Source organism: Roseateles sp. (assembly GCF_965262435.1).
Taxonomy (GTDB): domain Bacteria; phylum Pseudomonadota; class Gammaproteobacteria; order Burkholderiales; family Burkholderiaceae_C; genus Paucibacter_A.
On sequence record NZ_OZ253537.1, the window covers coordinates 3,973,369 to 3,987,161 of the forward strand.

At 66.0% G+C, this 13,793-nt stretch carries 12 protein-coding genes; 5 read left to right on the plus strand and 7 right to left on the minus strand.

Features of this window, described 5'->3' with window-relative positions:
- The first annotated feature begins 57 nt into the window (after positions 1–57).
- The gene (locus ACQY39_RS17085) at positions 58–1,644 is read left to right on the plus strand and encodes a methyl-accepting chemotaxis protein (RefSeq protein ID WP_428508219.1); all 1,587 of its coding nucleotides are present in this window, start codon (positions 58–60) and stop codon (positions 1,642–1,644) included.
- 130 nt (positions 1,645–1,774) lie between these two features.
- On the opposite strand, the gene rpiA is transcribed toward ACQY39_RS17085, so the two are convergent.
- Entirely contained in the window at positions 1,775–2,434 is a 660-nt protein-coding gene (rpiA, locus tag ACQY39_RS17090; protein ID WP_428508221.1) for a ribose-5-phosphate isomerase RpiA, read from the minus strand.
- A 269-nt stretch (positions 2,435–2,703) separates the two neighbouring features.
- Here rpiA and ACQY39_RS17095 point away from each other — a divergent pair, with 269 nt between their 5' ends.
- Positions 2,704–3,087, plus strand: a complete 384-nt coding sequence (locus ACQY39_RS17095) for a hypothetical protein (RefSeq protein WP_428508223.1) — start codon at positions 2,704–2,706, stop codon at positions 3,085–3,087.
- 113 nt (positions 3,088–3,200) lie between these two features.
- Here ACQY39_RS17095 and ACQY39_RS17100 read toward each other — a convergent pair whose 3' ends face one another.
- The 4 genes from ACQY39_RS17100 to ACQY39_RS17115 form a co-directional block, all read right to left on the minus strand.
- Complete coding sequence (locus ACQY39_RS17100; RefSeq protein WP_428508225.1) at positions 3,201–4,790, minus strand: carotenoid oxygenase family protein; 1,590 nt, start codon at positions 4,788–4,790, stop codon at positions 3,201–3,203.
- 32 nt (positions 4,791–4,822) lie between these two features.
- Positions 4,823–5,332 carry a DUF2141 domain-containing protein gene (locus ACQY39_RS17105; RefSeq protein ID WP_428508227.1) on the minus strand — a complete coding sequence of 170 codons (510 nt, stop codon included), beginning with the start codon at positions 5,330–5,332 and terminating at the stop codon, positions 4,823–4,825.
- 358 nt (positions 5,333–5,690) lie between these two features.
- The gene (locus tag ACQY39_RS17110; RefSeq protein ID WP_428508229.1) at positions 5,691–6,827 is read right to left on the minus strand and encodes a 3-deoxy-7-phosphoheptulonate synthase; all 1,137 of its coding nucleotides are present in this window, start codon (positions 6,825–6,827) and stop codon (positions 5,691–5,693) included.
- Positions 6,828–6,871: 44 nt separating this feature from the next.
- On the minus strand, positions 6,872–7,741 hold the full coding sequence (locus ACQY39_RS17115) for a DMT family transporter (protein WP_428508231.1): 870 nt from the start codon (positions 7,739–7,741) through the stop codon (positions 6,872–6,874).
- Between the two features lie 232 nt (positions 7,742–7,973).
- On the opposite strand from ACQY39_RS17115, the gene ACQY39_RS17120 reads away from it, so the two are divergent.
- The 3 genes from ACQY39_RS17120 to ACQY39_RS17130 are packed head-to-tail and all read left to right on the plus strand — an operon-like array spanning position 7,974 to position 10,514.
- On the plus strand, positions 7,974–8,939 hold the full coding sequence (locus ACQY39_RS17120; RefSeq protein WP_428508233.1) for a LysR family transcriptional regulator: 966 nt from the start codon (positions 7,974–7,976) through the stop codon (positions 8,937–8,939).
- Between the two features lie 59 nt (positions 8,940–8,998).
- On the plus strand, positions 8,999–10,039 hold the full coding sequence (locus ACQY39_RS17125; RefSeq protein ID WP_428508235.1) for a quinone-dependent dihydroorotate dehydrogenase: 1,041 nt from the start codon (positions 8,999–9,001) through the stop codon (positions 10,037–10,039).
- Between the two features lie 13 nt (positions 10,040–10,052).
- Positions 10,053–10,514, plus strand: coding sequence for a CYTH domain-containing protein (locus ACQY39_RS17130; protein WP_428508237.1), 462 nt, complete (start codon positions 10,053–10,055; stop codon positions 10,512–10,514).
- Here the strand turns inward: ACQY39_RS17130 and bla are convergent.
- Positions 10,501–11,430, minus strand: a complete 930-nt coding sequence (gene bla / locus ACQY39_RS17135; protein WP_428508239.1) for a class A beta-lactamase — start codon at positions 11,428–11,430, stop codon at positions 10,501–10,503. The two genes, ACQY39_RS17130 and bla, sit on opposite strands and share 14 nt — an antisense overlap.
- 3 nt (positions 11,431–11,433) lie before the next feature.
- The gene (parC, locus tag ACQY39_RS17140) at positions 11,434–13,791 is read right to left on the minus strand and encodes a DNA topoisomerase IV subunit A (protein WP_428508241.1); all 2,358 of its coding nucleotides are present in this window, start codon (positions 13,789–13,791) and stop codon (positions 11,434–11,436) included.
- Between the last annotated feature and the right edge of the window lie 2 nt (positions 13,792–13,793).

Sequence of the window (13,793 nt, forward strand, 5' to 3'; positions counted from 1 at the left end):
TTCGTCCATTTCACGGACCGCAGCGGCCGTTTTTTCACACAACAAGCAGGTTCACCCATGAGTTCACACCCCACGGCCACATTGAAAGGTCGCTCCATCGGCCAACGTCTGGGCGCCGTTCTTGGCCTGGTCTTGCTGATCTCCTTTGGCGGCTCGGCACTGGGCTACTGGGCGCTTTACAAAGTGGCGGTCGAGTCGGAGGTGATCTACCAAGACTCCCTGGTGACCGAACGAGCGGCCTCGGATTGGTACCGAAACATCACCAACGGCGTGAACCGCACCAGTGCCATTGCCATCAGCGCGGACCCAAGCCTGGCAGACTTCTTCGCCGCCGGTGCGGCCGAGTCGACCAAGCAGTCCAGCGAGCTGCAAAAGCAGCTGGAACTCTTGATGACGTCCCCCGAAGAAAAGACCATGTTCGTGGCCCTGTCTGAGGCGCGGAAGGCCTACCTCGGTGCACGTGACGCCGTCACGGCGGCCAAGAAAAGTGGCGATGCCGACGGCGCTCGCCAGTTGTTTGACAGCAAGTTCCAGCCTGCTGCCCAGCAATTCCAAGAGCAGATCAAGGCCATCGTGTTGCTACAACGCAAGCAACTCGACGAGGCGGCCCAACGCATCGAATCCAACAACGGCACCGCGCGCGCGGGTCTGGTGATGTTCGCCCTGTGCGCTGCGGCGGTCGGTCTTGGCCTGGCCCTGTGGCTGACGCGCTCCATCACCCGCCCCTTGCAAGAGGCCGTGGGCGCGGCCGAAGCCATTGCCAACTTTGACCTCAGTCATCCGATCCCCACCGGCGGTGCCGATGAAACAGGCCAACTGCTCAATTCGCTGCGCATGATGCAGGCTGCCTTGCTCAAGTTGATCGGCGAGGTGCGCAGCTCCACCGACAGCATCAGCACCGCCAGCGCCGAAATTGCCACCGGCAACCACGACCTCTCGGCCCGTACCGAGCAGACCGCCTCCAACCTGCAACAGGCCGCTGCCTCCATGATGCAGCTGACCGGGACGGTCAAGCAGACAGCGGAGTCGGCCAGCACTGCCGACCAACTGGCGAGCAATGCGGCCGAGGTCGCGCAGCGCGGCGGCACCGTGGTCGGCCAGGTGGTCAGTACCATGGAAGAAATCAGCAGCAGCTCGCGCCGCATCGGCGACATCATCGGCACCATCGACGGCATCGCCTTCCAGACCAACATCCTGGCACTGAACGCTGCCGTGGAAGCTGCGCGAGCCGGCGAACAAGGCCGCGGATTCGCTGTCGTGGCGTCTGAAGTGCGCTCCTTGGCACAGCGCTCGGCCGAAGCTGCGCGCGAGATCAAGACCCTGATTGGTGCCAGCGTGGAGCGGGTGGAATCGGGCACACGCCTGGTGCAGGACGCCGGCAGCACCATGGGAGAAATCGTGGCAAGCGTGCAGCGCGTATCCCACATCATCGGCGAGATCAGCGCCTCATCGCGGGAGCAGAGTGACGGCATCCATCAGATCAATGCGGCCGTCACGCAGCTGGACCAGATGACCCAACAAAACGCGGCCTTGGTCGAGGAATCGGCAGCGGCAGCCGAAAGCCTGCGCGATCAATCCTCACGGCTGGCCGAGGCCATCGGTGTGTTCCGCCTGGAGCGCAGCGGCCAAACGCGGCGCCACTGAGGCTCAGCCTGGGCCCTGGATTCGGGGCCACAGCTCGGAAAGAGCTGGCCACAAAAAAGCCGGTCGCATTGCGCCGGCTTTTTTCTTTCCTGGGCCGACAGCTCGGTGGCTGACGGCAAGCCAGGCTGAATCAGAAGCTCAAGGTCTTCACACCTTCCGAGGTACCCAGCAAGCAGACGTTGGCACGGTTGCGGGCGAACACGCCCACGGTGACCACGCCCGGCCACTGGTTCACATCGGCCTCGAAGGCGACCGGGTCGGTGATCTGCAGGCCGGTGACATCGAGGATGTGGCAGCCGTTGTCGGTGACCACGCCAGCGCGCAGCGTGGCCACGCCGCCCAGCGCGGCAAAACGACGCGCCAGCTGCGCAGCAGCCATGGGAATCACCTCGACCGGCAGCGGGAACTTGCCCAGGGCCTGGACCAGCTTGGATTCGTCGGCAATGCAGACAAACTGCTGCGCCAGATCGGCCACGATCTTCTCGCGCGTCAGTGCTGCGCCGCCGCCCTTGATCATGTGGCCGCCATGGTCGATCTCATCGGCGCCGTCGATATAGACGCCCAGGCTTGGCACCTCGGCGGCATCGAGCACGGCAATGCCCAGGGCCTTCATGCGCTCGGTGGAGCGCACCGAGCTGGACACAGCACCCGCGACCTTGATGTCGCTGGCGGCCAGTGCATCGATGAACTTGTCCACCGTCGAGCCGGTACCGACGCCGACGATGCTGCCCGGCTTCACATAGTGCAGAGCGGCTTGGCCAACCAGGGTTTTGAGTTCGTCTTGGGTCATGGTGCGTCGAGGGCGAAAAAGTGATGAAAAGACAGCGCGCTTCGAGCACGCCGCAGCCAGGACATTATCGACGAGGCGTCAGGCCAACCCCGCTCGGACCGCGCCGCCCCCGTGAATGCGCTCCGCATACCCCCATGGCAAGACCCTCGAACAAATACTGTTTGCACATACAGCTGTTTATTTATACAGTTGCCTCAGCGCTGCGACGGGACACCCGGTCTTCCGCATCTGCAGCCCGCGCCCAAACCAAAGACTCTGGAGCACTGACGATGAACCTGGCACCCCACCCCACCCCCGCCGCACAAACCCACGAAGCGCAAGGCCAAGCGTCCCACCTGCCCGCCTGGGTGGCGCGCGTGGGTCAAGCGCCTCAACGCAGCTTCCAAGGTAGCTTTCAAGTAAGAAGCACGCCAGGCAGCCGCGCAAACGGCAAGGGCGGAGCAGGTATCGGCCGCAACCCCGTCACCCGTCTCTTGCGCCTGCTGCGCGACCCGCAATCCTGGATCACGGCCATCGCCGTGCTCACCGTGGTGGGCCTCAGCGGCGGTGCCTTTGAGGCGGAAGAGTCGCACAGCGAGCGCAGCGTCCTGCACCTGAACAGCGGCATGACCAACGATGCGGTGGTGGCCGAGCTGAGCAGCAGCCAGCGCTGAGGGTTCAAAGTGAACGAGTGAATGAGTGAACAGGTGACAGGCCCACCGGCTCGAATCACGAATCACGATTCACGATTCACGATTCACGATTCACGATTCACCTGTTCACCTGTTCACCTGTTCACACCCTCACCATAGAACTTCCCATGGAAGCCGTAAGTGACCCAGTACGGCAACCACACCCGTGCCAGCGGACCGGCGCTGAGCGCCTGGGCATCGAAGACGCTGGCAAAACTGCGCTGGCGGCGGGAGTCATAGCCCAGGCCCAACAACCAGCCTTGCCCCTCGCCGGCCGCCCCTTGCGGCGTGCCGGGCTTGGGCACCAGCACATGTTCTTCCAGCACCACGTCGGGGCCGAAGGCAAAACGCTCGCGGCGGCCGCTGTCCACGTCCAGATGCATCAGGCCGTTGAAGCCCCAGCGCGTGCCCAGGTCCACGGCGGTCGGGTAGTAGACATGGCGGTGGCGCTGGCCGACCACGCGCGGGTCCACCACCGGGAACTCGACTGATTCGCTGCGCGACTGCAGCGTGATGCGTCCGGGTGCGGAAGGGCTGAGGCCAGCTGAGCCGGCAGCCGCCGCCCCCATCTGCAAACGCATGAAGCGCGGCTGCGAACTCTGCGGCGCCGGCCGCTCGCCACGCATGACCTGCTGCAGCTCGGCATTGACCTGGGGCAGCGGGCGCGATTCCACATAGTCGAGGTGCAAAGTCTCGGCACCGGCCGGGCCTTCGTCCCAGGCATTGCCGAAGTGAAAGACCAGGCTGGCCGGCATTTCGAAAACCCGACGGCGGCTGAAATCGGCTTTGTCGACCACCAGCACCCGGGTCGCGTCTTGCGCCTGCCAACGCATCGAATCCAGCATGCTTTGGCCACCGCGCAAGGCAGCCATGTCCAGTTGAATCGGCGGCAGCAGAAACACCAGGAAGCGCTGCGAGACCGCGAAGTCGTGGACCATGGGCACGGGGACAGGTGAATCAAACACCTCGCTGCGCAAGACCTGACCCTGAGCCGAGATCTGGTAGACCGCCATGCGATCGCCGGCCGTGCCGAAGTTCCAGACCGTGCCGTCCGGCTCCACCTTGGGGTGGGCCGAGAACGGCATGCCGGCCAACTCGGGCGACCAGACCCGCGGGCCGCGGGTGGCCAAGGTCTGCGGGTCCAACTCGTAGGCACTGCCGCCTTCCCAGAGCGCATGGAGCCGGCCATTCAGCAGCAGCACGCTGGTGTTGGCCACATTGAGGCTGTCGGCATTCTGGATGGCCATGCGCGGCGGAATCGCCGTGCCAAAGGCAGGCAACAAGAAACGCCCGGCTTCCGCCTCGGCCTTGAACTTGCGCGTCTGCACAAAGCGCGCCTTGTGCGTCACCTGGGCCCGACCGGCGCTGCCGCCGAAGGTCCAGGCCTGGACCAGACCATCGCCATCGAACCAATGGCGGTAGCACTCCTCGCCGCGCGCCATCAGGCCGGGGCCGTTGCGGTAGTAGGTGCCGCGCAGGCCATCAGGCAGGCGGCCTTCGATCAGCAAGTCGCGTGCGTCCAGATCCTGGCCGCGCAAGCCCTGCAGCGGGGCCAATTCGGGCGCGGCGCTGGCGAAGGCCGGCGCCGCCAGGCCCTGAGCCAAGGCTTCTTGCACACCGCTCCACGCCAGGCCGCCGGCCACACCGAGCTTGAGCCAGTCGCGTCTTTGCATCTTCATGTCCATGGCATCCACTCCTTGTTGCGTCCGCTGCCCAGTCACTTCAGAGACACGCTCAAGCGCGCACCGGCCTTCACCTCGAACAGCGCAGCATCGAACTTCGGCGGACCGAACATCCCGGTGGCGTTGTTCGAAAAGGCAAAGGGTTCGGTGGGCATGCGCATGGCATTCATGTCCAAGCGGCCATTGCTATTGAGGTCATGGGCCACGTTCAAGGCCAAGCGGCCGGCCGGCAGAGCGCCGAGCTTGATCAGCAGGCGTCCGTCTTTTTGCGAGCTGGCCTCGGCGCGCACGACGGCCACCGGCTTCTTGAGCCAGTCCTCGGGCGAGGCAAACACGCTGATCAGGATCTGGCCTTCGCTGCTGGCGATGCCGGTCAGTTCCAACTCCATGTCGGCCGTCGCAGCGCCAGCGGCAGGCACAACATCGGCCGCCCAGGCCGGCGCAGCCGGCAGGCTCAAGGCCAGGGCCGCGCTCAGCGCGAGCCCGCAGGAAGCAAGAGACAAAAACATGCTCAGCGCATGCGGCTTGCGGTTCGACTTCTTCATGGCAGGACCTCTGGGGTTCAGTGACGATGGCTGAACTCTAGAAAGACCTGCGGCGCCGGCCCAGCGCGATGCGACCAAGCGAAGCGCTGCGGTGCCAGCGGCAGCCGGCGGGCGCGAAATGAAGGGCTGCGGTCCGATCCCTAGGGCCAAGCCCCGACCCGGAAAGAAAAAGGGCGACCGCACGCGGTCGCCCCAGATTCAATGCAGATCGGACTCAGAGGGTGAGAACTTTTGTAGCGAGCGGCAGTCAGACTAGGCGGGCGGAGCGCAGGAACCGGAACGTACTCTATGTACGAGAGGATTCCGAGCATTCGATCAACGACGTATGGCGGCCGCGCAGTAAAAAGTTCTCAGCCTCTCAGCCGCGCCGTGCGCGCACGGCTGCCGCCAGTTCGCGCAGCAGTGGCTCGGTCTGCGACCAGCCCAGGCAGGCGTCGGTGATGGACACACCGGGCAACAGGTCGTGCTTGGTCTGACCATCGGCCAGGTCTTGCCGGCCCGGCTGCAGATGCGACTCGATCATCACGCCGGTGATGCGTGCGTCGCCGCCGGCGATCTGCGCGGCCACATCGCGGCCGACATCGATCTGGCGCTCGAACTTCTTGCTCGAATTGGCATGCGAGAAGTCCACCATCACCTGCTCGCGCAGGCCGGCGCTGCGCATGGCCTCGCAGGCCGCGGCAACAGACGCCGCGTCGTAATTGGGCGCCTTGCCGCCGCGCAGGATGATGTGGCAATCGTCGTTGCCGCGGGTTTCAAAAATGGCGGCCGCGCCCATCTTGGTCATGCCCATGAAGGCATGGCTGGCCTGAGCCGCCTGAACCGCATCGCTGGCAACCTTGATGCCACCATCGGTGCCGTTCTTGAAGCCCACCGGGCAGGACAGGCCGGAAGCCAGCTGGCGGTGGCTCTGGCTCTCGGTCGTGCGCGCGCCGATGGCACCCCAAGACACCAGATCGCTGATGTACTGCGGCGACAGCAGGTCCAAGAACTCGGTGCCGGCCGGCAGGCCCAGGGCCGTCACATCCAGCAGCAGCTTGCGCGCCAGGCGCAGGCCTTCGTTCATGTGGAAGCTGCCGTCCAGGCGCGGGTCGTTGATGTAGCCCTTCCAGCCGACCGTGGTGCGCGGCTTCTCGAAGTACACGCGCATGACGATCAACAGGTCCTTCTGCAACTCGGCGCGCAGGTCCTTGAGCAGGCGGGCGTAGTCCATGGCCTGGTCGTGGTCATGGATGGAACACGGGCCCACCACCACCAGCAAGCGGTCATCGCGGCCATGCAGCACATCGCTGATGTCGCGGCGCGCCTGCTCGACCAGCTGCAGCGAGCTGTCCGGTGGCGGCAACTCATCCAGCAGCAGGGCCGGCGAGATCAGGGGGCGGACGGCGCCGATGCGGGTGTCGTCGGTGCGGGTGCTGTCCTGCGTGCTGGCATCACCAGCATCGCTGCGGCGGCCGATTTCGCGGTCCTTTGCGGGGTTGTCGAGAGACTGCATGACTCAAACTCCAAGAAACATTGCAGGCATTATCCGTGCAGGGCCTAAGCTGGTGTCCGCGCGGACAAGAAGACCGCAGCTGCCGACAACGCCAGGCCCAGCAAAGCCAAGACCGGCAAAGCCTCCCCAAGCAAGGCCCAGCCCATCAGCGTGGACATGGCCGGGATCAGGAAGAACAGCGCCGCCACCCGGCTGGCCGAGCCGCGACGCACCATGCTGAACATCAGGCTGAAAGCGCCAATCGAGTTGACCCCGGCCAGCCACAGCAGCACCCACCAAAGCTCCTCGCTGCGCCACTCGACCTGCACGCCGCCCTCGACCACCACAGCGAGCACAAGCATGGCCAGCGCCGCCACCGTCATCTGGATGGCGCTGCCGCTGCGCAAATCCATGCCGGCGCAGAAGCGCTTTTGGTACAGGGTGCCCAAGACCAGACCCGCCAGCCCAAGCAGACCTACGCCGTAGGCCAGGCCCGCCGTGCCTCCTCCTCCGCCAGCAGCCTGCTGCAAAGGCTTGGCCAGCACCACCAGGCCCACGCCAGCCAGACCCAGGGCGAGCCCCCAGGCCTGGCGCGGCTGGATCCGCTCAGCCAGCCAAAGGTACCCACCCATGGCCGTCAACAAGGGCATGAGCCCAATCAACAGAGCCGCCACGCCGCTGGGCAGGCCCCAGCGCATGGCCTGGTAGACCCCGGCGAAGTGCAGCACCTGAATCAAGAGCCCCACCACGCCCAGATGCAGCCAGCTCCGAGCCAAACGCGGCCAGGGCGCCCGGCTGATCATGGCCAGGGCCAAAAGCAGCACAGCCGCCAGACCAAAGCGCAGGCTGAGCAAGCTCAGCGGCGCCGCATGAGCCAAGCCCAGCTTGCCCACGGGATAGCCGCTGCTCCAGAACAGAACGAAGAGCCAAGGCAAGACGCGCGCTGGAACAACTGCGGCGGGATACGCGGAAGCAGGTGAGCCATGGGAGACCAAGACCGGTGCAGCAGGATTCATCAGGTGCCGGCGCAAGCGCCGCTCGCTTCAAACAAGAGGTGAAGCCACTGTAGAAACAAGCACTTCAAGCCACAATCCACCCACTTTTCATTTCAAAGTTTCCACAAAGGAAACAATAACGATGCCGAGAGCGGCCAAAGGACGGGTGACCATGGGGCGTTTGGAAGACTTACACAGCTTTGTCCGCATCGTCGAGACGCGCAGCTTCTCGGCCGGCGCGCGCCTGGTGGGAAGCAGCAAATCGGCGCTGAGCAAGCAGATCAGCCGCCTGGAGGCCGAGCTGGGCACGCGCCTACTCCATCGCAGCACCCGCAGCCTGAGCCCCACGCCCGAAGGCCGGGCCGTCTACGAGCGCGCCCTGCGCCTGCTGGAAGACGCGCAGGCCCTGGACGCCGAGCTCAGCGACCGCCGCGAACAGCCGCGCGGCACCTTGCGCCTGAGCACCTCCACCTCCTTCGGCAATCTGCAGCTGACCGCCTTGCTGGCCGGCTTTTGCCGCCAGCACCCGCAGCTGCAGGTGGTGCTGGGTTTGAATGACCGTTACGTTGACCTGGCCGAGGAAGGCTTTGATGTAGTGCTGCGCCTGACCGGCTCGCCCTCACCCGGCTTGGTGGCGCGGCGCCTGGCGACCATTCACTACCGGCTCTGCGCCTCGCCGGCCTATCTGGCCGAAGCGGGCCGGCCCGAGGCTGTGGCCGACTTGGCTTCGCACCGCTGCCTGCGATTCGGCTATCTGCAAGCGCCCGAACGCTGGCGCTTTCGACACGGCAGCAGCGGGCAGGAAGACGGCGTCGATGTGCAGGGCGCTCTGCGCTTCGAGAGTGGCTTGACCGTCAACAGCAGTGAATCGCTGCGGGTCGCCGCTCTGGCCGACTTGGGGATTGCCGTGCTGCCCAGCTATGCCGTGGGTGCCGATCTGCGCGAAGGCCGGCTGGTGCAACTCTTGCCCGAATGGCGCCCAATCAGCGGCATTGCCGAAGGCGACGCCCTGTACGCCGTTTACCTGCCCAACCGCCAACCCAGCACCAAGGTGCGGGCCTTGATCGACTTCCTGCTGGATCAACTGGGCGAGCTGCCGCCCTGGGACCGCGAGCCGGCCACCCAAGCTGCCCCCTAGGCTGCGCAGCTCAAAGCTGCGCACAGGGCGGAGTCGAGCCAATGCGACAATTCGCGGCTATGCCTCTGATCCCCTACGCCCTCACCCGCCCTTTTCTGTTCGGCCTGGACCCCGAACATGCCCACGAGCTGACGCTGGGCGCCATCGCCCGGCTGCAGAACACACCGGCGCAATGCCTGTGGTCGCAGCCCCGCATCGCCGATCCGATCGAGCTGGCTGGGCTGAAGTTCCCCAACCGCATCGGCCTGGCCGCCGGCCTGGACAAGAACGGCCGCTGCATCGACGGCCTGGGCGCCATGGGTTTCGGTTTCATTGAGGTGGGCACGGTCACACCCAAGGGCCAGCCCGGCAATGACAAGCCGCGCATGTTCCGCCTGCCCGAGGCCGGTGCCCTGATCAACCGCCTGGGCTTCAACAACGAAGGCCTGGCCAGCTTCCTGGCCAACGTCCAGCGCGCGCACAGCTTCCGCGCCGCAGGAGGTCTGCTGGGCCTGAACATCGGCAAGAACGCGGTCACGCCCATCGAAGAGGCGGCCAGCGACTACCTGCTGGGCCTGGACGGTGTGTTCCCGCACGCCGACTACATCACCGTCAACATCTCCAGCCCCAACACCAAGAACCTGCGCGCCCTGCAAAGCGACGAAGCCCTCGACGCCCTGCTCGGCCGCTTGCAAGAACGCAAGCTGCAGTTGGAAGCGAGCGCCAAGCGCCAGGTGCCCATGTTCGTCAAGATCGCGCCCGATCTGGACGAGGAGCAGGTGGCCGTGATCGCCCAAACCCTGCAAAAGAACGGCATTGACGGCGTGATCGCGACCAACACCACCATCTCGCGCGAGGCCGTCAAAGGCATGACGCACGCCGAGGAAATCGGTGGTCTCTCGGGCCGGCCGGTGTTCGAGGCCAGCAACCGCGTGATCCGCCTGCTGCGCTCGGCCCTGGGTGGCAACTACCCCATCATCGGCGTGGGCGGCGTGATGAGCGGCGAAGACGCCCGCGCCAAGCTGCAAGCCGGCGCCGACCTGGTGCAGATCTATACCGGCCTGATCTACCAAGGCCCAGGCCTCGTCCGCGACTGCGCTGCAGCCATGGCCCGCGTTTGATCGGCCGCTGTCCATGGCCATCGAAATCGAACGCAAGTTCCTGGTCCTCGGCGAGGCCTGGAAGGCCAGCAGCCCCGGTGAGTTCATCAGCCAGGGCTATCTGAACCGCGACCCGGCACGCACGGTGCGCGTGCGCATCAAAGGCGAACAGGCCTGGCTGACCATCAAGGGCCGCAGCGAAGGAGTGGCCCGGGCCGAATTTGAATACCCCGTGCCGGTGGCCGACGCGCGCGAGCTGCTGGCCCTGTGCGAAGGCCCGCGGGTCGAGAAGATCCGCCGCGAGATCCGCCACGCCGGCATGCTCTGGGAGGTGGACGAGTTCCTCGGCGACAACGCCGGCCTGGTGGTGGCCGAGATCGAACTCAGCGACGCCGACCAGGTCTTCGAGCGCCCCGACTGGCTGGGCGAGGAAGTCAGCCAGGACCCGCGCTACTTCAACTCGCAGCTGGCCCAGCGCCCCTTCAAGAGCTGGTGAGCGGGGCGGCGCTGCCGCTCTTGATCAACTCGGCCAAGGCCCGGGTCGCCAGCTCCGCATGTGCGGCTTCCAGTGCCGCCAGCGGCTGGGTCGAGCCGCTCATGAACACCGCCATCAAGACAGGCGCCTGATTGGGCGGAAAGAAGACCGCCACATCATTGACCGCCCCGCGCGCGCCGGTACCGGTCTTGTCCGCCGCCGGCCAGCCCTGCGGTGCTCCAGCGCGCAGGCGGCGCAGGCCGGTCTCCGAGGCGTTCATCCAGACCAGCAGCTGCTGGCGCAACTCCTCCGACAGCACCGTGCCAAGGATGCGGTCCATCAAGCCGACGAAGGCCGCTGGAGTGCTGCTGTCCCGCGGGTCCTCGGGCTCATTGCTGTTGAGCGCCGGCTCGATGCGGTCCAGCCGGGTGATCGGATCGCCCTGCTCACGCGCGAAGCGGGTCAGGCCCGGCGGGCCGCCGACCAAGGGCAGCAGCAAATTGGCGGCCGGGTTGTCGCTGTGAACCAGGATGGCCGCGCACAACTCGGCCACCGTCAGCGAGGCCGATTGCGAGCCACCCTGCAGCAGCGCACCGGTGACCGGCGCATGCGCCAGCAAATCGCGCGGCCCATAACGCAGGCGTTGATCGGGTCGCAACTGGCCGGCGTCGATGCGCGCCAGCACAGCGGCGGCCAGCAGCAGCTTGAAGGTCGAGCACATGGCAAAGCGCTGATCGGCACGGTAGTCGAGCTGCACCTGGTTCTCGGTGTTCAGCGCAAACACACCGATCTGGCCACCGAGCCTCGCTTCAAGCGCCTGGCAAGCAGCCTGGAAATCGAGGCTATCCAGGCTGACGGCCGTGGCCCAGGACGGCCTAGCCAGGCTCGCGCCCAGGCCTGCGGCTGCCAGGCCACGCCTCAGAAATTCGCGTCGCATCGATCAGGGCGCCAGCACGCGCAAGACCTTTTGGAAGGCCTCGACCGGCTTGCCCTTGCGGGCGCGCTTGCCTGCATAACTGGCCAGACCCACGCCCTTGAGGGTCTCCTCCTTGGGCTTGGCGCCGCGGCCGGTGCCGATCACCAGCAGGCCTTGCGTGAAGGCGGCCACGCTGAGCAGCGCATCCTTGTCCTCCAGGTCCACCAGGGTCAGGCCGCGGCCGCCCTTGGGTTGGTGCTTGAGCTCGTCCAGGCCATAGGTCAGCAGGCGGCCGTTCAGGCTCAGGCAGGCCAGCTGCACGCCCAGCACCTCGCCGGCGGGCACCACGGCCGGCGGCAGCGGCTGCTCCGTACCCTCCAGGCTCAGGAAGGTCTTGCCCGCTTTTTGCCGGCCAACCAGATCGCCCACCTGGGCGATCAGACCAAAGCCACCGGTGCCGGCCAGCACCAGTCGCTGCTGGGCATTGCCGGCGAAGTAATGCGCAATCTGGCTGCCACTTTCCAGCTCGATCAAGGTGGTGATGGGCTGGCCATCACCGCGCCCGCCCGGCAGCATGGCCACCGGCACCGAGTAGACCCGGCCGTTGTTGCCGAAGACGATCAGCGGGTCGACGCTGCGGCAGGGGAAGGTGCCGTAGAGCTGGTCGCCCGACTTGAAGGCCAGGGCCGCAGGCTCGACCTCGTGGCCCTTGAGTGCGCGCACCCAGCCCTTCAAGCTGACCACCACGGTGACGGGTTCATCCACCACCTTGACTTCGGCGGTGGCGCGCTTTTCTTCCTGGATCAGGGTGCGGCGATCGTCGCCGTACTGCTTGGCGTCGGCCTCGATTTCCTTGATGACGGTGCGCTTGAGCACGCTCGGGTTGGCCAAGATGTCGGCCAGCTTGGCCTCGTCCTCGCGCAGGCTCTTGAGCTCCTGCTCGATCTTGATCGCTTCCAGGCGCGCCAGCTGGCGCAGGCGGATTTCCAGGATGTCCTCGGCCTGACGGTCGGACAGGCGGAAACGCTCGATCAGGGCCGGCTTCGGCTCATCGGCGTTGCGGATGATGCGGATCACCTCATCGATATTCAGCAGCACCAGCTGCCGGCCTTCCAGCACATGGATGCGGTCACGCACCTTGTCCAGTCGATGCTGGGTGCGGCGCTGCACCGTGGTCTGGCGGAAGCCCAGCCATTCGCTCAGGATCTGGCGCAAGCCCTTTTGCGTCGGCCGGCCGTCGGCTCCGACCATGGTCAGGTTCAGCGAGGCCGAAGTCTCCAGGCTGGTGTGCGCCAGCAAGGTGCTGATCAAGTCCTGCTGCTCCACGGTGCGGCTCTTGGGCTCGAAGACCAGGCGCACGGCGGCGTCTTTGCTCGACTCATCGCGCACGCAGTCCAAGACGGCCAACACACTGGCTTTGAGCTGCACCTGCTCCTGGCTCAAGGCCTTCTTGCCGGCCTTGACTTTGGGGTTGGAGAGCTCCTCGATCTCCTCCAGCACCTTCTGCGAGCTGCAGCCATGTGGCAGCTCGGTGACGACCAGCTGCCACTGACCGCGCGCCAGATCTTCAATCTTCCAGCGCGCGCGCAGCTTCATGCTGCCGCGGCCGCTGAGGTAAGCCGCGCGGATGTCGTCGGCCGGGCTGATCAGCTGGCCGCCGCCGGGGTAGTCCGGGCCGGGCAGCAGGGTGAAGAGCTCGTCGTCGCTGAGGTTCTCGTTCTTGAGCAAGGCCACCGAAGCGGCCGCGACCTCGCGCAGATTGTGACTGGGCACCTCGGTGGCCATGCCCACGGCAATGCCGCTGGCGCCGTTGAGCAGCACAAAAGGCAGGCGCGCCGGCAGCTGGCGCGGCTCTTGGGTGGAGCCGTCGTAATTGGGCGTGAAGTCCACCGTGCCTTCGTCGATCTCGTCGAGCAGCAGGCGGGCGATCGGCGACAGCCGCGCCTCGGTGTAACGCATGGCGGCGGCGCCGTCGCCGTCGCGGCTGCCGAAATTACCCTGGCCATCGATCAGCGGGTAGCGCAGGGAAAAGTCCTGCGCCATGCGCACCAAGGCGTCGTAGACCGACTGGTCACCGTGCGGGTGCAGCTTGCCCATCACATCACCGACCACCCGCGCGCCCTTGACCGGCTTGGCGCCGGTGTTGCCGCTGTAGGACAGGCCCATGCGCTCCATGGTGTAGAGGATGCGGCGCTGCACCGGCTTCTGGCCGTCGCAGACATCGGGCAGAGCCCGGCCCTTGACCACGCTCAGCGCATATTCGAGGTAAGCACGCTCGGCGTAATGGCCCAGGGTCAGGTTGTCACCGTCGCCCGCGCCGCCGCTGCCACCGCCACCGGAGTTCGGCGGCGGGTTGTCAAAAATGGAAGTCTGCTGGGTCATGC

Excerpts from the sequence above, each read along its gene's own strand:
- ACQY39_RS17085 (WP_428508219.1), top strand. The coding sequence starts at position 58 with ATGAGTTCACACCCCACGGCCACATTGAAAGGTCGCTCCATCGGCCAA.
- rpiA (WP_428508221.1), bottom strand. The coding sequence starts at position 2,434 with ATGACCCAAGACGAACTCAAAACCCTGGTTGGCCAAGCCGCTCTGCAC.
- ACQY39_RS17095 (WP_428508223.1), top strand. The coding sequence starts at position 2,704 with ATGAACCTGGCACCCCACCCCACCCCCGCCGCACAAACCCACGAAGCG.
- ACQY39_RS17100 (WP_428508225.1), bottom strand. The coding sequence starts at position 4,790 with ATGGACATGAAGATGCAAAGACGCGACTGGCTCAAGCTCGGTGTGGCC.
- ACQY39_RS17105 (WP_428508227.1), bottom strand. The coding sequence starts at position 5,332 with ATGAAGAAGTCGAACCGCAAGCCGCATGCGCTGAGCATGTTTTTGTCT.
- ACQY39_RS17110 (WP_428508229.1), bottom strand. The coding sequence starts at position 6,827 with ATGCAGTCTCTCGACAACCCCGCAAAGGACCGCGAAATCGGCCGCCGC.
- ACQY39_RS17120 (WP_428508233.1), top strand. The coding sequence starts at position 7,974 with ATGGGGCGTTTGGAAGACTTACACAGCTTTGTCCGCATCGTCGAGACG.
- ACQY39_RS17125 (WP_428508235.1), top strand. The coding sequence starts at position 8,999 with ATGCCTCTGATCCCCTACGCCCTCACCCGCCCTTTTCTGTTCGGCCTG.
- ACQY39_RS17130 (WP_428508237.1), top strand. The coding sequence starts at position 10,053 with ATGGCCATCGAAATCGAACGCAAGTTCCTGGTCCTCGGCGAGGCCTGG.
- bla (WP_428508239.1), bottom strand. The coding sequence starts at position 11,430 with ATGCGACGCGAATTTCTGAGGCGTGGCCTGGCAGCCGCAGGCCTGGGC.
- parC (WP_428508241.1), bottom strand. The coding sequence starts at position 13,791 with ATGACCCAGCAGACTTCCATTTTTGACAACCCGCCGCCGAACTCCGGT.